This window comes from Mesorhizobium sp. B1-1-1 (genome assembly GCF_006442955.1).
In the GTDB taxonomy this organism is placed as follows: domain Bacteria; phylum Pseudomonadota; class Alphaproteobacteria; order Rhizobiales; family Rhizobiaceae; genus Mesorhizobium.
In genome coordinates this window covers 39752-60861 of sequence record NZ_VFWW01000007.1, presented here as the reverse complement: position 1 = coordinate 60861, position 21110 = coordinate 39752, and the positions used below count along the sequence as shown (strand labels likewise).

18 protein-coding genes are annotated in these 21110 nt (G+C 55.8%); 5 read left to right on the top strand and 13 right to left on the bottom strand.

The annotated features are described in order from the left end of the window. Window positions 1–39: 39 nt before the first annotated feature. Both FJ986_RS15590 and FJ986_RS15585 read right to left on the bottom strand, forming a co-directional pair. Window positions 40–1158 (bottom strand): glycosyltransferase, encoded by a 1119-nt coding sequence (locus tag FJ986_RS15590; protein WP_140494864.1) that lies wholly within the window; start codon window positions 1156–1158, stop codon window positions 40–42. Next, entirely contained in the window at window positions 1155–2279 is a 1125-nt protein-coding gene (locus FJ986_RS15585) for a glycosyltransferase family 1 protein (protein ID WP_140674920.1), read from the bottom strand. Before FJ986_RS15585 ends, FJ986_RS15590 begins: the two co-directional genes overlap by 4 nt. 202 nt (window positions 2280–2481) lie before the next feature. On the opposite strand from FJ986_RS15585, the gene FJ986_RS15580 reads away from it, so the two are divergent. The 3 genes from FJ986_RS15580 to FJ986_RS15570 are packed head-to-tail and all read left to right on the top strand — an operon-like array spanning window position 2482 to window position 5023. After that, on the top strand, window positions 2482–3513 hold the full coding sequence (locus FJ986_RS15580; protein ID WP_140675190.1) for a glycosyltransferase family 2 protein: 1032 nt from the start codon (window positions 2482–2484) through the stop codon (window positions 3511–3513). Then, window positions 3510–4151 (top strand): class I SAM-dependent methyltransferase, encoded by a 642-nt coding sequence (locus FJ986_RS15575; RefSeq protein WP_140674917.1) that lies wholly within the window; start codon window positions 3510–3512, stop codon window positions 4149–4151. The genes FJ986_RS15580 and FJ986_RS15575 overlap by 4 nt, the downstream gene beginning before the upstream one ends. A 2-nt stretch (window positions 4152–4153) precedes the next feature. Further along, a complete protein-coding gene (locus FJ986_RS15570) occupies window positions 4154–5023 on the top strand; it encodes a hypothetical protein (protein ID WP_140674914.1) in 870 nt (289 codons plus the stop codon). 56 nt (window positions 5024–5079) lie between these two features. On the opposite strand, the gene FJ986_RS15565 is transcribed toward FJ986_RS15570, so the two are convergent. Continuing rightward, complete coding sequence (locus tag FJ986_RS15565) at window positions 5080–6825, bottom strand: hypothetical protein (protein WP_140674911.1); 1746 nt, start codon at window positions 6823–6825, stop codon at window positions 5080–5082. A gap of 459 nt (window positions 6826–7284) precedes the next feature. Here FJ986_RS15565 and FJ986_RS15560 point away from each other — a divergent pair, with 459 nt between their 5' ends. Together FJ986_RS15560 and FJ986_RS15555 are read left to right on the top strand one after the other, a co-directional pair. Continuing rightward, the gene (locus FJ986_RS15560; protein WP_181181893.1) at window positions 7285–8088 is read left to right on the top strand and encodes an FkbM family methyltransferase; all 804 of its coding nucleotides are present in this window, start codon (window positions 7285–7287) and stop codon (window positions 8086–8088) included. A gap of 19 nt (window positions 8089–8107) precedes the next feature. Beyond that, window positions 8108–9085, top strand: a complete 978-nt coding sequence (locus FJ986_RS15555) for an FkbM family methyltransferase (RefSeq protein ID WP_140674905.1) — start codon at window positions 8108–8110, stop codon at window positions 9083–9085. A 78-nt stretch (window positions 9086–9163) separates the two neighbouring features. Here the strand turns inward: FJ986_RS15555 and FJ986_RS15550 are convergent, their stop codons facing one another. From FJ986_RS15550 to FJ986_RS15505, 10 genes are all read right to left on the bottom strand, one after another. Beyond that, window positions 9164–10231, bottom strand: coding sequence for a glycosyltransferase family 1 protein (locus tag FJ986_RS15550; RefSeq protein WP_181181892.1), 1068 nt, complete (start codon window positions 10229–10231; stop codon window positions 9164–9166). A gap of 335 nt (window positions 10232–10566) precedes the next feature. Then, complete coding sequence (locus FJ986_RS15545) at window positions 10567–11802, bottom strand: glycosyltransferase (protein ID WP_140674900.1); 1236 nt, start codon at window positions 11800–11802, stop codon at window positions 10567–10569. Between the two features lie 39 nt (window positions 11803–11841). Continuing rightward, window positions 11842–12816: an FkbM family methyltransferase gene (locus tag FJ986_RS15540; RefSeq protein WP_140674897.1), complete on the bottom strand. Its 975-nt coding sequence runs from the start codon at window positions 12814–12816 to the stop codon at window positions 11842–11844. Next, window positions 12813–13676 carry an FkbM family methyltransferase gene (locus FJ986_RS15535; protein ID WP_140674894.1) on the bottom strand — a complete coding sequence of 288 codons (864 nt, stop codon included), beginning with the start codon at window positions 13674–13676 and terminating at the stop codon, window positions 12813–12815. Before FJ986_RS15535 ends, FJ986_RS15540 begins: the two co-directional genes overlap by 4 nt. After that, entirely contained in the window at window positions 13673–14911 is a 1239-nt protein-coding gene (locus tag FJ986_RS15530) for an ABC transporter ATP-binding protein (protein WP_140674892.1), read from the bottom strand. Before FJ986_RS15530 ends, FJ986_RS15535 begins: the two co-directional genes overlap by 4 nt. Next, window positions 14911–15696, bottom strand: coding sequence for an ABC transporter permease (locus tag FJ986_RS15525; RefSeq protein WP_140674889.1), 786 nt, complete (start codon window positions 15694–15696; stop codon window positions 14911–14913). Before FJ986_RS15525 ends, FJ986_RS15530 begins: the two co-directional genes overlap by 1 nt. A gap of 29 nt (window positions 15697–15725) precedes the next feature. After that, window positions 15726–16670 (bottom strand): GDP-mannose 4,6-dehydratase, encoded by a 945-nt coding sequence (locus FJ986_RS15520; RefSeq protein WP_246681802.1) that lies wholly within the window; start codon window positions 16668–16670, stop codon window positions 15726–15728. Window positions 16671–16682: 12 nt separating this feature from the next. After that, window positions 16683–17669: a GDP-mannose 4,6-dehydratase gene (gene gmd, locus FJ986_RS15515; protein WP_140674884.1), complete on the bottom strand. Its 987-nt coding sequence runs from the start codon at window positions 17667–17669 to the stop codon at window positions 16683–16685. A 56-nt stretch (window positions 17670–17725) separates the two neighbouring features. Further along, window positions 17726–19141 carry a mannose-1-phosphate guanylyltransferase/mannose-6-phosphate isomerase gene (locus tag FJ986_RS15510; protein WP_140655811.1) on the bottom strand — a complete coding sequence of 472 codons (1416 nt, stop codon included), beginning with the start codon at window positions 19139–19141 and terminating at the stop codon, window positions 17726–17728. Next, the gene (locus FJ986_RS15505; RefSeq protein ID WP_140674881.1) at window positions 19138–20571 is read right to left on the bottom strand and encodes a phosphomannomutase; all 1434 of its coding nucleotides are present in this window, start codon (window positions 20569–20571) and stop codon (window positions 19138–19140) included. The genes FJ986_RS15510 and FJ986_RS15505 overlap by 4 nt, the downstream gene beginning before the upstream one ends. Window positions 20572–21110 lie beyond the last annotated feature (539 nt).

The following is a 21110-nucleotide window of genomic DNA, read 5'->3' as shown; positions in this document are numbered from 1 at the left end:
TCGCGGGGATTCACCGGCTGCCACAGTGCGAAACCGTATTCAGCGTCGGCGGTTATCGAGTTGGTGATAGAGATCGGCGTATGTTTTTCCCATCCTGTCAGCTGTAAAGAGGCGAACGTAGCGATCGCGAGCAGCTCGCCCCCAGTTCGCTGCCTCGACCGGCGAATCGACGACCTGGTTGATGGCTTCGGCAAGGCGTGCTGGATCGGAAGGCGGTACGACCAACCCGGTCTCGCCGGCTTTGTTCACATAACTTGTTCCCGTTCCGATCTCGCAGGAGATCATCGGTTTACCGCACATCGCAGCCTCGACGAGAGAAAGCCCGTAGGCTTCCGACCTCTGGTTTGACGGAAAAACGAACCCCAGGCAGTTGTGGAGGAGCGCCATCTTGTGCCGCTCGGCCACCTCGCCGAGGAATATCACATTGTTGCGACGCAACGTCTTGGCCTGAAGCTTCAGGCGCTCTTCGATAGGCCCTGATCCGGCAATAACGATCTTGCACCTGACTTTGTCGGCCGCCTGAATCAGCACGTCCAGCCCCTTGTAGTAGCGCAAGACGCCGACGAAGAGCACGAAAGGCTCCGTCACCGCCGCTTGGCACCATCTGTTGTCGGCTTCGGTCGGCGTGGGATAATCGGTTTCATTGATGCCGATTGGGATGATCGCCGATTTGCCCTCCAAGGCTCTGAGAACGGGGCTCGATTTCAAATAGTCCGGAGATGTCGCGACGATAGCGTCCACATCCCTGAGGAAGCGCAGCATCAGCGGCCGATAAAGAGGCAGCAAAAGCCGCTGTTTGACGATGTCGGAATGGTAGGTGACGACGGTCGGTTTGCCATGACGGGATTGAAAATGCACCATGTCCATGAATGGCCATGGGAAATGGTAATGTATGAGGTCGGCTTTCCCGGCGAGCGCCCCGAACTTCCGAAAGACCTCGAGCGAAAACCCGGTCGACGCCAGTTCGAAATCCAGCCTGGCTTTTCGGGCCATGTGCCCGTCGAGATGCTGCGTGTTCTCGTTCGGAGCACGGCTCAACGAGAGCACTTCGGTTTCAATGCCGCGGCTGGCGGTGCTTTGAGCGATGGCATGTATCGTCCGCTCCACCCCGCCAAAGGTATCGGGCCAGTACGTCTTGAAGAAATGCAGCACTTTCAAATGTTGGTCTTCCGTCTTCGCTCGATGGCCAGTTCAAAAATCTGAAGCATACCCTTGGCGTAATTCTCCCAGGTGAAACGCGCGGCATTTTTCTTCGCGTCCGCAGCGATCCCGTCTCGAAATTTCGCATCGACACAGAGCCGGTGAAATGCATCAGCAATTGCCGAGGGATTCTTCGGATCGACGAGCACGGCATTGTTCCCCGCGACTTCGGGCATTGACGAGGTGTTCGACGTCAGCACTGGCTTGCCGAAAGATTGGGCCTCGACGATCGGAAAACCAAACCCCTCATAAAGCGATGGCATCACGAGAAACAGGCAATTCGCATAGATCGTCGCGAGCGTCGCGTCGTCGACGAAACCGGTAAATTTGATATTTGTCCCGAGGCCGCTACTGCGGACCTGGTCGGCCAAGCCCGTTTGTTTCCAGCCCTTCGCGCCGACCACGACCAGGTCGCAGCCGGATTGGACAGTAGCCGGCAACAGACCGTAGGCCTTTATCAGATTGCTGAGGTTCTTGCGTGGCTCGATTGTGCCGACAAAAAGCGCATAGGGCCTGACGATGCCGAGCGGTTCCAGGCTCCCGACATCGCCGGGCGGCGGCAATGCCACCGTACCGGGGGCAACTGTCTTGATCGGTGATTTCAGCCAGGGGAATTCGTTCGTCAAGGCAGTGGCGGTGGCCATCGAATCCGCGACCACGACATCAGCGGTCTTCAACGCCGGCTTCATCAGCAGGCGGTCACCCATCCAGGTCCGGGTTCGCATGGTCTGCGCAGCGTGCAACCAGACGAGGTCATGGATGGTGACCACCCGCCCGATGTGGCGGTCGAGCAGGAAGGGCAGGCGGTGCGATGGGCCCCAGAAGATCTCGACGTTGTCGCGCGCGGCCCAGGAGGGCACCACGGCCTGTCCCCAATAGGTTCGGGCGACAGAACCCTTGAAGTTGGCGGTCCGCACGGAAACGCCATGCGGAATATCGTAATCTGCATTGATCTTGCCCGGTGCGTACAGAAAGACATCAGCGCCGAGAGCCGTCAGCGCTTTCACGGCATTGTGGACGAACCGCCCAATTCCGTCGGAGGCCGATCCTAAATTCCTGCCATCGATCCCGATTCTCAATCTTCTCTCCGGAAGCGAATTGAGCAGCGAATTGGGGAAAGGATTCCGGACATTTTTGCGGTGATAGCAGAGACAACGCTTCGAGGAGCGATCAGGCGACAACTCATTATGAAAAAACGCCAATACACATTTCGCCGACTCCGTTGCTCAATAGTGGGTGAGGTTTCTGCCAGGGGAAAACTGCTTGCGCCTCAGTCTGAGAATGGTAGATGCATGCGTATCAGGGTCCCAATTCGAGAGTACGCCGCTGCCAAAGCTGATTATCCAGATCCCTTGCTATAACGAGGCGGAAACGCTCGCGATAGCGCTGAATGATCTGCCGCGGACCGTTGCTGGTTTTGACGGCGTCGAATGGTTGATCATCGACGATGGAAGCAGCGACGAGACGGTGAGGGTTGCCGAGGAAAACGGCGTCGACCACATTGTGCGCCATACCAGCAATCGCGGTCTCGCCTATGCTTTCATGACTGGCATTGAAGCCTGCCTCGCGCGGGGCGCGGATGTCATCGTCAACACCGATGCCGACAATCAGTATAACGCGGCCGACCTGCCGGCGTTGACCCGGCCGGTTCTGCAAGGGCGTGCGGATATGGTCATCGGCGCCCGACCGATATCGGAGATAGAGCATTTCTCGCCGGTCAAGAAGCTTCTGCAGAAGATTGGCAGCTGGGTGGTTCGCGTCAGCAGCGGCACCGATGTCCAGGACGCCCCAAGCGGATTTCGCGCGATCTCGCGAAACGCGGCCCAGCGTCTTGCCGTCTTCAACAACTACACCTACACGCTGGAAACCATCATTCAGGCAGGCCGCAAGAATATGCGCGTGGTTTCGGTGCCGGTCCGCGTCAACGACGACCTGCGGCCGTCGAGACTGGTGAAGAGCATTCCATCTTACCTGAAGCGCTCGATTTTCACGATCATCCGTATTTTCGTTATCTACCAGCCGGCCCGGTTCTTCGGCACTGTCGCGGCCATTCTTTTCGGCGTTGGTTTTCTGATCGGCCTGCGTTTTCTTTATTTCTATCTGTTTGACGGAGGCAGCGGCCACATACAGTCGGTGATCCTGGCGGGTGCGCTCATGTCGATGGGCTTCCAGGCACTTCTGGTCGCCTTTCTGGCCGATGTGATAGCGGCCAACCGCAAGCTTCTCGAAGACATCCGCTATGCGCAGCGCGCCACGCCAGGAGAGATCGCGCGACTGCGCCCAAAGCGGCAGGAAAGCAGGCTGAACGGATGAAGGTAGCTGGCGGACAGGCAGAGGACGGCATCGTCATAGGCAACACCTATGACAAATACGGCACGCGGAACCTGATCGCACGTCGGATGGTCGCAGGATTTGACGGTGCCCTGTCCGGCCTGGTGGCAAAGGTCAGCCCCACCACCATCCACGAGGTCGGATGTGGAGAGGGCTATTGGGTCATGCGCTGGCTTGACCAGGCCATCGATGCGCGGGGTACGGACTTCTCGACGCAAGTGATCGGCATGGCAAGGGAGAATGCCCGCGGGCGCGCCATGGATCCCAGTCGCTTCGCTGTCCGCAGCATCTATGAAGTGACGCCGGAACGCGACAGCGCGGACCTCGTCGTCTGTTGCGAGGTGATGGAGCATCTCGAGGAGCCGCAAAAGGCGATGGAAGCGCTTCAACGCATCGTTACGGCGGACCTTGTGCTCAGCGTGCCCCGTGAGCCGCTTTGGCGCATGCTCAATCTCGCGCGCGGGAAATATGTATCGGCCCTGGGAAACACGCCAGGGCATTTGCAGCATTGGTCGCAGCGTGGCATCGTCTCACTAGTGTCCCGGTATTTCGATGTGGTTGAGGTCCTGTCGCCCCTGCCATGGACTATGATCCATTGTAAGTCGAAGAAAAGGCATTGACGATGGCGCTCGACCCGAGCGCCAGAAGATGGCTTAATGGCGTCGGGGCTCTCTTGGGATTGGCCGGCGTTGTTTTCGTGGGAAACAGGCTCTACACTTACGCCGGCGAAATTGATTTCCAGCGGATGGGGGTTGGCGCCTATGCCGCGGTGGCAGCCTTGGCCGGGCTATACGGAGCGTCGAATCTGTTGCTGGCTCTCGGCTGGCAGCGGCTCATGCGCCACCTCGGTGTTCCGCTCTCTCGGCCTTGGGCTATTCACGCCTACGCAATCTCGCAGCTCGCCAAATACGTTCCCGGCAACATCTTCCAGTTCGCGGGCCGGCAGGCCATTGGTGTCGCGGCCGGCATCGGTAACGGTCCGCTGGCGAAGTCGACTGTTTGGGAACTGGCCTTTCTCACGATAGGCGGGCTCCTGTTTTCACCACTTGCGCTGCCGCTGGCCGTGGCCAATGTCCCAGGCTGGGTCGGCTGGATTTGTTTCACCGCGGCAATTGCGATCGCGCTCTGGTTGGTTGCCCGCGTCGGCGGCGCCGATTTGGGCACAGCCGCCATGCTCTACATCGCGTTTCTCGCGCTCTCGGGCGTGGTTTTTGTGGCGGCCTATCATCTTGCCGGCGGCTCCCGCGACTTCATCCTCGCTCCTGCGATAGCGGGCGCCTATGTAATCGCCTGGCTCGCGGGACTATTGACTCCGGGCGCGCCGGCAGGTGTCGGTGTCAGGGAGGCCGTCTTACTCTTCCTTCTTGGCGGGTTCAGCCCTGGCCCGGTGATTCTATTGGCAGTGGTAATCGGGCGAATGATCACTGTCATCGGCGACCTTCTCTTTTTTGTCGGCGGTCGGTTCTGTCAAATAACCGTGGAACAACGGTGAAGGCGCAGCCAGCCGGTTCTTCGTCATCCAGGAAATCAAGCAGCGCCCCGAGCTTACTAGTGCTTGCGGATCACTGCAAAATGCGGCGCGTACTGCACATCATAGCGCGGGTCTTCATCTATCTTCTGTGCGATAGGTTCAAGGTTCGCCTTTTGGTCGGCCGGAACGGGCCACAAATGCGAAGCCCAGAGCATGTTGATATACGGGAGGACAACTGCGTCTGCCTTTCCGCTATCGAGAAACGCTTTAACATTGTACGCGAAGTCCGGGCCTTGCTGCCCGAAAGGGAAAACATTCATCTCTTCCGGCCAAGCCTGTTGAGCCGCAGTCTGGTTCTTGTTGCCGCCGATATTGTAAGTTCTAATATCGAGCTCATTTGCAGCCGTGTTGGCCGTGAAGTCGTTGCCGTAAGGCAGAAATGCCACTGTCTCGCCCCTATTAAAATAGGGTGCCCACGATGACATCTCCGCCAAAAAGTTTTCGATCCGATCTTGCGAGATTTGGTAGCCCCGGAATTGAGATAAAGACGGAACATTGAACGCAAGAAGAGTGGCCAGCAACCATGCTCTGCTGGCGTTCGAAAGCCCTCCAGACGCTATCATTGAAACGACAATTGCCCAGCATCCGAAAAAGGCCAAAGCCGCCCATCGATAGGATGCCCGCATGCTTTGGAATCCCGGCAGATTGATTAGCCATCCGTTGCCGGAAGGGAACAACCCATACTGAGCGGACATCAGTTGGCTGGCACCCTCTGGACGATGAGTGAATAGTTTCACAGTTGGCCCAAGAGCCAGCCAGAAACCGACTACCGTGATCAGAGTCAATGTCACTCTATACTCGGGACGAGTTCTTCCCGAAAGTAGGGCGAAGACAGCCAGAGCTATTAGAACTCCTGCGAACGTAGCTATGTACACCGATCCATCGCCGAAATACATGGTCTCGGCCCGGTCCTTGCCCCACCCAATTAGGTCGGCCAGCGTCAGCAACCCCTTGGTCGGCGTGAAGAAGAATTCGATATTTGCGCCCCACGCGCGAAAGAAGTCGATTGGTGATCCGTCGAAATCAGCTACTCCTTCATATAAAGCATAGGCCACGTAGGCCGAGCCAAGCCCCGCTGAGATGATGCAAGCTCGGAACAGCAGGGATTTCCATGTGTCCCGACGCAGCGCGATCTCGCACCCCAAGGCTAAACCTACCCCCGTCGCCATCATCATGAACGTGTAGCCGTCCATGAAGACCGCGATGAAACATGCAACTATACAGCTAGCACAGGTCGAAAGCCGAACGTCGCCACCAATGAGCTTAAACGCGAACAGAAAATAGAACGGTAGAAGAGCCATCCCAGACCCGACCGCCGAGTACGGCTGGTGTGTCCAAATGATTGGTAGGGTGCACCACACCAATGCGCTCATGATGGATGATGGCTTTCCCGCACCGATCCATCGCGAGAAATTATAAGCGCCCCAATAGGCGACGGCCAACCAGATCGCTGCGATGATCACGTAGGCAGTAGCTGGATCGGCACCAGCATAAATCAGAACTGCCTGCGGGAGCGCCATCGAAAGACCAAAACTCATTGCGGCCGGTTGTGGCAGCCCAAAATTGTGCGCGTGTATAGACATGTCCCTGGCAAAGGACTGAGCAAAACTCGTGATCCATAGCGCCTGCCCGGTAGTTGGCGCCAAAACGCCGGGAACTGCCCCGTTAATAAGCAGAATGATTGGGAATAGGCATGCCGCACAAACAAACGTCAAAATTCCGGCATGCGTTCTGCTAGACATCTCGTCGGCGACTGCTGTCACAAGGCGTAGCCCCACTCTATTTCATCCGAACGACGGTAGTTCCACACTGTTGCGGCGACATATCATCCTTGAACAGCATCACCAATTTGGCGTGGCTCCTGCAACGTAGATGACTAGACTGAGCGTCAGGGGGAACAATCGGGTTTTCAAAAAAAGGCACTGGAGCCACGAAGATGATCGTAGCGCCAATCAAATTCAGAATCGAATGCAACCGTTCAGCATCCATGGTCGCTGTCTACTAGATAGGTGACACAATCTCAAGGCGCGGAGTTCGTCATCACCTCAAACTGACGAAATTTCAAGGTCCGAGCGTCCATGCCCGGTGCAGTTGAGCCCAACGCTGCAGCGATGGTGGTTTGCTGTGCAAGGGTGCGCTATTCTAGGGAGGGCGATTGGCTACGCTGGGACGTCGTCGATCCGACAAGCCGGCCGGCCATTCACGGGGTAGCGGAGGAGCATATGATACGGAAAGCACGATCCTATGTGGCACGATGGCTTTCAAGTAGAACATCTACGACGATCAGCGGCAAAACAGCCGCTGACACGGCCGACGAATGCTATAAGCTTCATCAAGCTGGCGTGATTCCCCAATACGAGGACCTTCTCACTGACGGCTATCGCCGGTTCCTGAAATCTGGCGACGTAGCCTTAGATATTGGCGTTAATCACGGCCTCCATTTCGATCGACTGAAAGAATGCGTAGGGGCAACCGGGCTTGTTGTCGGCTTTGAACCTGTCCCGGATTTTGCTGCCATTGTTCATTCCCGACACGGCCAGGGCATCGATTTGCGCCAGAAGGCACTGTCTACTGAACCTGGCCGTGGCCAGTTCCTGCATATGACAAAGGCAATAGGCGAATCTGGCTTTAAGGAACGCGAGACTGAAGGCGATCGAGGCACAAAGGTCATACAGGTTGAGATCAGCACTCTCGATACGGAGTTTCCGCGTACCCCAAAAATCGACTTCATCAAGATCGATACAGAAGGCCACGAGATATCCGTATTGAATGGCGGTCGCAACGTCCTTGCTCGAACCCGCCCCGTCGTCAGTGTTGAGTACGGGAAGCCTGCCTATAGCCTCTATGGCCTGACTGCTGAAAGCCTTTATCATTGGACCGATGAAAGCGGGTATCACATCTCGGATCTGTTCGGTAACCTGATACGATCGCGTGAGGAATGGGCGTACGTCTGCGACCGATCCTATTGGGATTTTTTCTTAGTGCCGAAGGAGAAGGCCCATAGCTGGCCTGCTTTCTTCGCGTGAAAGGACAGATAGAGAACTTATGTTTAGCTTTTTGAAATTGTCCAAAGTGGAACGAATGGTTTCGAAGCGAAATCGTCTGCAGCAGTTCATCGAAGCACGAGCTGTTCTTGGTGATGATTTCTTTGGTGGGTGGGAAGAGCAAGACGCTAGACTTTTCGCCAACTACACAGTGCAATCTGCCCCTGAGGCAGGTAAAATCATTGACTACTTTGGCGTTCGTACCAGTGCGCACCTCCATCCTTGGGCGTCCCACATGTCAGGTTCCGTACACGTCTTGCCGCCAATCCCCGACGATCAACTACGTGCGGAAGCAATCGAATATTTTGCAACGCTCGATGCGCTCGAGCGTGCGCCTTCCAATTCATTTACTATGGCAGAGTTCGGTGCCTCCTACGCCCCTTGGGCTTGTTTTTCGGCCGTGTTGGCGAAACGATCTGCGCGAAAAAATATCTCAATAACGGCTGTAGAAGCGAGCAAATATCTGTTTGGTCTTATTGAGGGTCATCTCGCTGAGAACGGGATTTCCGGGCACTCGGCAGATATCAGGCTGGTCAATGGAGCTGTCGCAACCGGAAGGTGTACTCTCTACTTTCCAAAAGTCGCGAGCGCTGCGGAGAACGGAGGTCGAACTGAGAATGGCACCGTAGCAGTTGACTATCTGGGTCGTGTCGTTGAACACGAGGAGGTTCAGGGATATGCGGTTTCCGACTTGTTGCCGGAGGGCGTTACAGATTTGATCCACGTTGATATTCAGGGAATGGAGGGATCTGTTCTTTCATCAGCAATTGATGTCTTGAATGAAAAAGTCCGATGTATCTTTGTCGGGACTCATTCGCGAAAAATTGAGGGCGAATTGCTCGAATTGTTTCATGCCAATGCATGGACGCTGGTGCGTGAAAGACCCACCAGGTTCAACTATACAAAAGATAGAAAAGAGATTCCCGGCTGGACGACAAGAGACGGCGGGCAGTATTGGATAAACCCGCGGATTAAGTGAGTAGTCAAGGATAGAAAGTATCATAGCAAGGATATACTGAGTGCTATGACTCCGAGTCAAATCGTGCTCTGACGGCTGTCATGACGCGAGCAACGTCTGAGCTCTACCGAAAACCGCAATAGCCGTGTCTTCCCAGGTTGGAGCATCGTACTCTTTCCGTATTCGCATTTCGGCTTGTGTCAAAGCATACGGATTGTCGAAGTACCATTCCAGCCGCTCTGCCCATTGCTGAACGTCCCATGGATCGAGGTATTCTATAAGATCGCCGCCGACTTCCGGAATCGAAGCTGCATTTGAGGCAAGGCAGAACTTTCCTGCGGCAAGGCTCTCGGCGACAGCTAACCCCCAACCTTCATACAGTGACGGAAAGACAGTAAACAGGGTATTTTTATATAGCCAGTTAAGATCCGCATCGCTCACATTCGTAAGCACTTTCACGAGATCCTTCACGCGGTTATCAAATCGGAGATCCGCGAGAAAGTCGTTTACTCCCCAGCCAGGCATTCCGACGAACACGAGGTTCGGCAGGTTTTTGACCCCCTTGTCCATCAGGCGCGTATACGCGCGATAAAGCGTTTCGTGATTTTTCCGGCGTTCGATCGTCGACACGAAAAGGATGAAACGATCACCAGACGCCTCCTTTGTTTGAGTAGAAACGCCAGCATTATTGGATGTTGGAAGATGACTGCCAAGCTTGATAACGGTAGTTTTTGGTACAGGCGTTCCAAGCTCCTCAAGCAAAGTGAGTAAGTCACGTTTGCTGCATTCGGAAATGCTTACAATTTCGTCCGCACACCAAGCAAGATCAGCAAAATAACGGGCGAACTTTGCGGCTACATCACCAACGCAAAGGTGAGGAAATTTTACCGGGATTAGATCATAACAGCAGAATATCGTTTTGAAGCCCAGAAGTCCCTTCCGTTCGGCAACGAAGGTAAGGTCTTTTTGATCCCAATCCAATCCAAGCGAGACATAGACATCTCCCTGAGAAAAGAGGACGCCGTCTGTTTGGGGCCTCGAATTTTCCAGCAGAGAAAGTGTTTGGGCCGCTGGACTGCGCCATGCGCGAACAGCCCTTCGGAATTCTCGAAGGCCATTTATGCTGGCCTCCGCGGCTTCTCGTCTGACGGCCAGAAAACGAAACATTGATTCACCAAACCCACCCGGCAGTTTGTTCAAAATCCGCCGAACGACTGAGGCCAGTCTGCGGATCAGGGGAACGGCAGGGCGTGTGACCAAGCTGTCGTCAGCCGATGATGCAACGAGCGTTTGGTGAACATGGCCAATTCTGTCTATCGCGCGTCGTAGATCGGAGCCTGTAACCCTTATGTAGCCAGCCTTCCGATCAAAGCGACAGAATTCGACAGCGGACTCTAAGCGGTCAAGAGCATATTTTCCGCATTCCATTTCAACTCTAATGACGCCAACCGCAGGGCGAGTCCACTGGAGTATCGACGTAACATCAAGCCAGATCTTATTCACTACGCACACTTTTCGCATTTCAGTTTCTTAACCATCGCTGGCAAGCAAGCCAAACAAACGTCCCACCGTAAACTTTTACGACGTTCCAATTGTTCGGACCCCGCCTGCAAAGGTGAAGCTCGCGGGCGAATGAGGACATCCCTGATTGCTCGTTGAAATTCTTTTGCATTACCTCCCACAAACACTTCCGGCAGATCGATAAATGATTCGAAGCCTCTGTAGGCAGACGGCGTGCCAACCACATATGCCCCAGAATACAAAGCTTCTGCGGTTTTAATATTCGAGCCGCCTCCAAAAGGTATTGGCAATATGAACCCGTGAGCCAGCGTTTTAACGGCAGCAAGGTCACGATCAGGTAGTGGGAACAACAATTGTAGCCGTGACAGATTCAATGTCGACCATTTCGTATTATTCATCACTCGATAAATGTGTTCGGTTACGCTGCCCGCAACGACCAGCTTGCTTGTTGGAGGAAAGCAGCCGAGCGATTCTCCGAAGACCTGCGCAAAGCCTGTAAAATTGGGTGGATGTGCGCTCGCCACGTAGAGGAGCCAGGGATGTTTCGGAAGCCTCTGTCGCCACTCTGCAATTGCTTCCTCATCGGCTTGCCAAGGTTCAATTCCATTGGGTAATAATTTGACGTTGTTCGTCCCCCAACTCGTCAAGACGTCAACTTCGTCCTGCGTAACTGCGATAGTTAGATCGGCCTCTCGTGCAGCCTGCCGCTCAAGCCGGTCAACCGCTTCAATTGCGTCTTCAAATTCCACAACATTCCAATCATTGAAGATCCCACGTTTCAGCGGAGCTTCAATATTTTGCGATCCATAGACAAGAAGCGACGAAGAATATTGTTGACGCTCTCGCAGGGTTTTAGCCAGCGGCCATAACCATGGCTGTTCAACATGGATGACATCAATCTGCCCCGAAATACTCGCCAGTATTTGAGGTAACCCGCCATCTTCACTGCTGGCGAATGCACCTGATGTGATATCCGTAACGAACGGAACGTGCCTGCCGTTGAAAAGTCTGTGGGGACTATCTAAAGGAAATAAGATGTCATCGGGTCCTATACTCGATTTCTGGTAGCCCTCTTCAGGGTATACGGCTAGGGGGGTGACTTTCCACCCGGCGCTCTCATAGGCCCGCTTGATATTGAGGAGGCGCACCTGTCCTCCGTGCTGCGGCTTAACAATGGGATAGGTGCTTAGAAGCAGGACTGTCCCTGGCTTGGTCATGAATATCGTGCCTGTATTTTGTTGGCTAGATAACGGGTCTCAGGACCAAAACTTGTTGCGAATCACAGCCCATCTCCAACGCACCTGACGGCTCGCAAATCGCAACGGTTTTGTGATCCGCCAAGAGGTCGAAGCATAGACTTCGGCGAGTTGCGCATCCCGTGCGGCTGTTGCGCCTCGCTCTTCCATAAGCCTGGCCTCCAGTGTCGTTCGGGCACTTTGCAGGTCGACAAGGTGAGTTTCCAGTGCGGCCTTGGCATCCTGTTCCTCAGAAAGTTGTTGGATCAAGGCGTCGACTTTGGCGTTCAGATTTTCACAGATTGGCCCCGAAGCGGTACCGCTCAACGCAAAATTGTCGAAAATGTTCGGCCCCGGGCCAAAACTATTTCTGAGATCAGGATGCTCAACACTTACGTAGAAACGATTCAGACCATCAAAATAGGCAAACTCATAGCCAAGATTCAGTAGCGTGGAATCCCAAGGCATATGATTTTGTTCGGTGGAATTTGGCTTAGTGCTTTCGACGACAACAATCCAGGGACGTACTGTAGATGGTGACCAACTTTCAATCACCTGCTCCTCCATGCCCTCGACGTCAATTTTCAGCCAGTGAATATCTCTATCTACATAAGCATCCAGAACTAGCCAAAGAGGGCGGCAACGAACCGAGAGACGCCGAATGCGAAGACCGCGTGCTTCATGGGTTCTCGAGGTTTCTTTGTCTCCCGTACTCAACCCGGTATCGGGAATGTCGAAGAACTCGATCTCTCCGTCCTCTTTGCCGACAGCAATTTCCAGAACTTCTTCGTCGGGGCGTGCGCTGCGGAGCGAGGCCGCAAATTCGGCATTCGGCTCGACGTGAACGCCTCGCCAACCTTTCTTGTAGAAAGCGAAACTTACGGAATCGATCACCGGGTCCTGCGCACCAATATCAACATAGAAACCGCGTTCCACGTGCTTGAGTGCACGCCACAAGATCACGTCTTCGAAATTCTGCGCATATGAGATGATCATCGGAGTTCGGCAAACAATGAAAGAGCCGGCTTGTTCAGGGACACCGGCGGAAGCTCGATGCGCTGGTCCTCGGAAAAGAAACTCGCCGCAATCAGCCCGTCGCCGCTGTAGGACTGCTGCACGTCATGCTCTGCCAGGATGACGGCTCCGAAATCCAGCAGTGCTTCTCTGCAATCGGCATGCGTGGTCCGAGAGCCGGAAATGCAGCTGTGGTGAGTCGACACGACCACAAATCGCACCTGCTTGCTTTCCGCCGCAGCTGCCATCGAGCGAATGAAAGGCAACTCCACTCCCTGTACGTCCATGTGTAGAAGCTCGATCGTCCGCTCATTCGCCAACTTGGACACCGAAGCCATATCGAAGCAAGGCATAGCACGAATTTGTCCGTCCGACTCACAGCGCAGGTCAAGGCTCTCAAGTCTCTCGCCGCCGATACAAGCATTGTGAAAGCTGATGCGACTTTCCAACCCGTTCAGGCCCGCATTGTCTCGGCCCAGTTGAAGATTGTTAGGATCCGGCTCTATGCAAATTGCCGTCGCGTTGGCGATTTCATGCAAATACCATAGTGTATAGTAACACCAGAAGGCGCCGAGTTCCACGATCAGCGAATTGTGGCGCACGTAGCGTAAGATATGATGAAAGATCAGTTCTTCCTGCGGCTCGTGATGGCCCCTCAGCGCACGGATGATCTGTGCCATCCAGTCGCCGTGATATCCGCCTGCCTTTACACGCAAGCCGTTGTGCATGATCTGAACCGGGCCGTTCGGCGTGTTGAGGATGCGCCCTGCCTCCTGCACTTTTGTGATGCCGGCGCAATCGACGCAACTGCTGGTCATTATGGCACGTTCAAGTTCGTTCACGCAGTTGCCCCTCGGATAATGAACCGCGCGTCAAGCGCGGACGTGCCGATGAAGAACGGCTGGGTCGCGTTTATCACGTCGAAGACCAGCGCATTGTCCTGCCACTCGTAATTGTCCACCAGATGTGTGTCTGCGCCGGCGAGCGACGGCGAAAAGGAATACGAGCCTTGGCCCAGGGTGCAGGTGAAAGGCATTTGGAATTCGATCTCTTCGCCTGCCTTCACATTCTGGAGGGCCTGCTGCGTGTGCCAGGTGTTGGTGCCCCAAACGATATGGCCAGTGCGGTCACGCAGCATGAAGCCCAGCACCAGGCGCGGAACATCTGCATCTGCCTTCGCCACCAGCCTCAAGACCAGCGGCTGCCCTACGAGTGCGGTCTTCACCGGCTCTCCGCTCTCCGCGTCGAGGAGTTCCAAGGCTGATGCCTTGACCTGAAGCGTCCCCGATCTCGTGAACGCCCAGCCGTCATGCGTGCGCCGCTGCTCAACGGACTGCTTCTCGTTCTCTTTTGCCGCAATCAACGTGTTGTAATAGTCGACCACCTCATCTGGTGCGCCGTCCCTCAGGATCGTGCCTTTGTCGAGCAGGACCACCCGGTCACTCAATGCTCGAACGTCACCCATACTGTGAGTGACGAGGATGATAGAGGTGCCTTGCGCCTTGAACTGCCTTATCCGGTCGAAGCTCTTGTGCTGAAAATAGCTGTCGCCGACAGACAACACCTCATCCACTATTAGAATATCGGGGCATTTCGCGGTGGCGAGCGCAAAGGCGAGGCGCGCTAGCATGCCGCTCGAATAGATTCTGGTGGGTTGATCGAAGAATTCGCCGATTTCTGCGAACTCCTCGATGCTAGGCATCAGGGCTGTCAGTTCCTGCTGGGAAAACCCCATCAGCCCGCCCGCCTGGTATACGTTCTGACGTCCGGTAAACTCAGGGTTGAATCCGAGGCCCAGTTCGAGGATGGCGCTGACCCTACCGGTCACCGTGATCGAGCCGACTGTTGGACGGACGGTGCCTGTGATCATCTTGAGCAGCGTGCTTTTTCCGGCCCCGTTCTGCCCAATCAGGGCGACAGCCTTACCTTGCTCAACTTGGAAAGAGACATCCCGGTTTGCCCAAAATTCGCTTTGCGGCGCGATGGACGCGCCGAACCAGTTCGCAAATCTTTGGAGATTGCTCCGATACGTGGTGTAGGACTTGCCCACGTGGGAGACGTCAAGGACTAGCGACATCAGAGGGCATCCACCAACTCAGGGCTTGCCCGGCGAAACACGGTAAAGGAGAGCAGCATCGCAAGGCCGCCGACCACAAGCGTGGGCAGGAGACTTGTCCATTGCGGTCCTTGGTTGAGCAGAAGGGCGTCTTGGTAAAGCCCGACCAGAGGCGTCATCGGATTGAGCGCAAGCAGCCACTGGAAGTGCTGGGGCACGACGCTTCTCAAGTAAACGATAGGCGTGAACCAGAACCAAAGCTGCATGAAAACGCTCATGAACTGAGCGACGTCGCGCGCGAATACATTCAGCACTCCCAGAAAAACGCCGATGCCGAATGCCATGGCTGAAATCACCAGCATCCCGGGAATGAGATATAGCCATGCCAGGCCAGGAAAATGGCCGAAAAACAGGAATATAACCATAATCGCGGCAAGCAAAAGGACGTGATTGATAAGCGCGCTGCCCAGAATGATCACTGGGAGGCAGAGACGCGGAAAAGCGATCTTCTTCATTGCCGAAGCCTGCTCTATGAAGATGCCGATACTCCTGTTCAATATCTCGCTGAAAAGACCCCAGGCGGCCATGCCCGAAAGGAGATAGATCGGATAGGCGGCCGTATTGTCGCTGTTTGGCATGCGGGCGCGCATGACTTCCGCGAGAACGATCGAAAAAATCAGAGATTGTGCGAGCGGGTGAAGGATAAACCAAAGCGCTCCGAGGCGTGAGCGCGCGAAACGACCGCGCAGTTCGCCTTTGATGGAGGAAATGATGAAATGGCGGTACTGCCACAGGCTTCGGAACATATTGCTCTACCTTTTGCGCTCTGACGATGTCAGCCAGCGCTACACGCTCGGCGCCAATATCCGAAAACGTCAGCGATTGTCTGTTCGAAAGGGACCAGAGGCCTCCAATTCAGCCTGTCGCGTGCATTTGTCGCATCACCGCACATGACGGGAATGTCGTTTGGGCGGAACCTTGCCGGATCGGCAACCACGTCGATGTCTATGCCCGACTGCGTAATGAGCGCGTCCAGTATGTGCCGGATCTTCCGGGGGTGTCCGGATGCGACGTTGAAGACGCTGTCCGGCTTACCGTCCCAGTCCGCAATCGCGGCACTCGCGTAGGCGCGAACCACGTCGCGAACATCAAGGAAATCTCGTTCGGCTTCGAGATTTCCCACGCGAATGATCGGTTCGCTTTTGCCGAACACGATCTCGGCGACCTGGCGCGCGAAAGCAGGGACCACATAGGCGTCGGACTGACCAGGACCGGTGTGGTTGAACGGGCGAAAGCGGATGGCGCGCAGACCGTCATATGCCATTTGCCCGATCATCAGGTCCGCGGCCGCCTTGGTCGCGCCGTAGACCGTCATCGGCTGAAGCGGCGCACTTTCCGTCACCGGATCGGCCGCGCCCTGGAAAGAAGCACCATAGGCTTCCGAACTGCCAATATAAACGAACCGGGCCTCCGGCGCGTTGTGCATCACGGATTCAGCAAGATTCATGGTTCCAGTAAAATTGACGTTCCAGGCATGCCTCGGCGCTTTGCGTGCATCGGACGGCGCGGCGATTGCCGCCAAATGGACAAGCGCTGTTGGCCGCACCTTCAGGACGGCGGCATCGACCGCCTCCCGGTCAAACACGTCGATCGCGTCTCGCTGTCCTCCGCCGTGGCCAAATGCAAACACTTCGCAGGAACTGTGTTCCCGCTCCAGCAACTGCAACAGTGCCTTGCCGACAAAGCCATTGGCTCCGGTTACAAGGATGCGGTGCGTCAACTTTCCGATCACTCAGCGGCTCGGCGGGTTGGTATGGCGGTCGAGGTCCGCGTCCACCATTTCGCAGATCATAGCTTCCAGCGAGGTCGTCGCCTCCCATCCCAGCTTCTGCTTTGCCTTGGCGGGATTTCCGAGCAGAATTTCGACTTCGGCCGGTCTGAATAGGTCGGGATCGATCACAAGATGGTCATCCATCTTGAGCCCAACATGCTCGAATGCGATTCGGCACATGTCGCGCACAGTTGTCGTCCTGCCTGTCGCAACCACGTAATCGTCCGGCTGGTCCTGCTGTACCATCAGCCACATGGCGCGGACATAGTCCTTGGAATGACCCCAGTCACGCTTGGCGTCGATGTTGCCGAGACGCAATTCCTTTGCCATGCCTTTCTTGATGCGCGCGACCGCATCCGTGACTTTGCGGGTGACGAACTCGATGCCGCGAAGCGGAGATTCATGATTGAACAGGATGCCGCTTGAGGCATGCAGGCCGAAACTTTCGCGATAATTGACCGTAATCCAGTGACCATAGAGCTTCGCCACCGCATAAGGGGAACGGGGGTAGAAAGGTGTGGTTTCCGATTGCATCGGCTCCTGGATAAGGCCGTACATTTCCGAGGATGATGCCTGATAGAAACGGGCCTCCGGCGATTCCAGGCGGATTGCCTCAAGAACATTGGTCACGCCTATGCCGGTAACGTTGCCTGTCAGGATCGGCTGCTGCCACGATGACTTGACGAAAGATTGGGCCGCAAGATTGTAGACTTCATCCGGCTTCACATCGCGCATAGTTCTAACCAGACCGGACAAATCCGTGAGGTTTCCGTCCACGATCCGAACGTCTTTCTCGATGCCGAGCCACTTCAGGCGCGTGGTGTTCACATCGGCAGTGCTTGAACGCCGTGCAAGTCCGTGAACCTCATACCCTTTGGCAAGCAGAAGCTCCGCCAGATAGGCGCCGTCCTGCCCGGTGATGCCGGTAATCAAAGCTGTCTTTTTCATCGATGTTCTCGGTTTATCCGGTGATTGGTCGCCCAGCACCGTGAGCCAATGGATTGTCAGGCGCGGCCGTATACGTCGTCAAAACGCACGATATCGTCCTCGCCGAGATAATCGCCGCTTTGCACTTCAATGATCACCAGGTCAATCCGGCCCGGGTTCTCCAGCCTGTGTTTATGACCGCAGGGGATGTAGGTCGACTCGTTTGTCGCCAGGAACAGCTCCTGGTCGCCGTTGACTATTTTCGCGGACCCGCTGACCACGACCCAGTGCTCGGAGCGATGGTAGTGCATTTGCAGGCTCAAACGTCTGCCGGGTTTCACCTCGATGCGTTTGATTTTGAAGCGCTCGCCTTCCTCCAGAACCGTATAGGTGCCCCACGGTCTATGTACGGTGCTGTGGACCAAATGTGCCTCATGCCCGGAAGCCTTGAGGCCCTCGAACAACTTCTTGACGTCCTGAACGCGATCGCGGGAGGCGACAAGCAATGCGTCGGGAGAATCCACGATCACCAGATCGCTGACCCCGACCGTGCCGATGACGCGCTTGTCGGAACTTACATAGCTGCCGGTGGTGTCGACCATATGAACATCGCCGCGCAGCCTGTTGCCGCTTTCGTCAGGAGCGATCAAATCGGCCATCGCGTTCCAAGATCCGATGTCGTTCCAATCCATGTCGCAAGGAACCACGGCAAGATTGTTCGCCTTCTCCATAACCGCGTGATCGAGAGAGATTCGCGGAGCGGAGCCAAAATGCTCGGGCGCGAGTTCGATTTTGGCAAAGCCTTCGCCTTGACTGAATCGGCCGTTCTCATAACTGTCGGAAACCGCCTGGATCACTTCGGGGCAATGCAAAGCCATCTCGTCGAGCATTCGTTGCGCGCTGAAGCAGAAAATCCCCGCGTTCCAGAAGAAGCGTTTGGATTCGACATAGGCTTTGGCTGTGTCGAGATCCGGTTTTTCAACGAAACGGACGACTTTCTCACCATCGGCTTCGATATAGCCGAACGCCGTGTCCGGCCTGGTCGGGCTGATGCCCAGTGTGGCAATCCGCCCCAGTTTTGCGTATTCGATGGCGCGGCCCATGACGTCTAGAAATGCGGGCAGGTTGCCAATCATGTGATCGGCTGGGAAGACGCATAGAATCGCATCAGGGCCCTGCGTTGCCTTGGCATGGACAGTGGCTGCCGCCACGGCAGCGGCAGTATCCCGGCCTTCCGGCTCGAGCAGAAACGTACGTGGCAACACAACCGAATCCAGTTCGTCGAAGTCGTCCTTCGTGAGGAAAAGGTGGTCCCCGGACGTTACAGCCACGAGTTCCACCACTCCCTCAATCGACGCGGCGCGCAGCACTGTGTGCTGAATAAGCGAATGCCCATCCGCCACTTTAAGAAAAGGCTTGGGGTGCGATTGCCTTGAGGCAGGCCATAGTCGCGATCCGGCTCCACCGCTGATGATGACGGGAACCACTTTCATGAAATGACCTCTGCTTCGTTTGTGGATGCGATTGCCTGCGCCCTGTCGAGCGTCAGCGCCACAATCGCTCTCGCTCTGCCTGGGTCTGCTGCCTCCGAATAGCAGCGAAGTTCAGGCGCGTTGCCGGACGGCCGCAGATGGATGATCTCGCCAGTCAGCATTTGTGTCCTTAGGCCGTCGGTCTCGTCAACTTCAGCAACAATCCCGAACGGGGCCAGAAACCGCTGCAGTGCAGGCCGATCCGCGAGCCGACGCATCAAGCTGCGCGAACTCTCCACTGGGAAATTCTCAAGGCGTTCGCTTGCACAGGCCGGAAGATTCCACAACGCGCGCAGACCTGACAGCGATTTTCTTGTCGACGCGACCATTCCGAGGACAGCCAGGATGGGGAGCAGTGAATCCCGTGTCGGCAATGCCGTCAATGTCTTGCCGTGTAGCCAACAGTCCGACCCCAAGAGAACGCCACCATTGGCTTCAAAGCCCACAACGATTTTCTCGGGGTGGTGTGAGGCTTCCATGGCTTCGACGACGAAGGGAGATCCGACCTTCGTTCTCAGAACCGTAAAACCGAAGGCTTTCGAAATACCTGAATTGGAAGTCACGGGCGTCACCACGATGTCAGCCCGCAGGAACAGAGCCGTGGCGAGGCCGATCAGGTCGCCGCGAAACAGGTCACCATTCTCGTCGGCAATCAGTGGCCGATCAGCATCGGCATCGGTCGACACGATGGCGTCGAGGTGGAATTCTCGCACCCAACCCTTGAACTTTGCAATTGTGGTTTCGTCAACGGCTTCGGTATCGACGGGTACGAAGGTCTCCGATTTCCCGACAGGTGTCACATCTGCGCCAAAGGATCGGAGAACCTCCACCAGAAGATCCGCCGCGACCGAACTGTGCTGATAGACGCCGAGCCTCAGGCCCGAAAGGGACCCTGGCTCCAAGATGTCATCAGCGCGCGCGCGATAGGCGGCGATCGCATTGTCGTGATGCCCCGGCAAAGCCGTACCTATCGGCGGCGGGGGGCAATAGGCGTCTAGCCGTTCGGCAGCATAGTGTGCCATAGCGGCTTCATCGGCCTTGGTGATCTCGCCCCGCGGGCTATAGAACTTGATGCCATTGCGGTCCGCAGGGATGTGCGAACCCGTAACCATGAGCGCCGCTGCGTCATGCTGCCCGGCATACAACGCCAAGGCTGGCGTTGGAATGGCACCGCAATCGATCGGTTGAAACCCACTTGCCGCCAAGGCAGCCATGCAGTTGGCGGCGATCGTCGGGCTGCTATCGCGCAAGTCGCGACCAACGAACACCTTGGCCTTCGATCGGACCCCATCGGCAACGAGACGCCAAGCGAAAGCCTCCGTATAAAGGCCGCTGGGTTTCCCGACTAATTCTGAAGCCAACCCTCGCAGGCCACTTGATCCAAACTTCATCACTTCGCTTTGGCTGGTAAAGGGAAGACCGTCATATTGCAGCAGACTTGGCTGTCAACCGCAAAATCGCTTCGGGCGGTTTACCTTTCCTTCCAGCTATCCACACTGCATTCCCAGCCGCGTCGACAGGGTGAGAGCCGTCTGGCGTCAAGGACCGAGCGATGGCCTCACGATCGCGCTGCCGGCATTCTCGAACCGCTTGATATCTGCGGAACCATAGGCCATAGGTCGAGAGCAGACCGCACCAGGGCAAAGAGTAGTCAAGGATTGACCTCTCCGGCCGACCCCTCTCTCTATCCTGAGTTGCTGTCGGACTCTAGGGCTCTTTGCAGTTGATGTGCAAGATCTTGATCAAACGGACTTTCTCTTCACCCGCCAACCTATGAAAAAATCTCTGGCGATGATTTCAAGTCCACGCTATGCGATACACGCGGCGGGGGCCGAAGATTTGGTACTAAAAAGAAGCCGCCGGTGACGGATGGTATTCGCTCTAGAGCCACTTTAGTATTGAAGTCTTCGCGCCTGGAGTTCAGTACCGT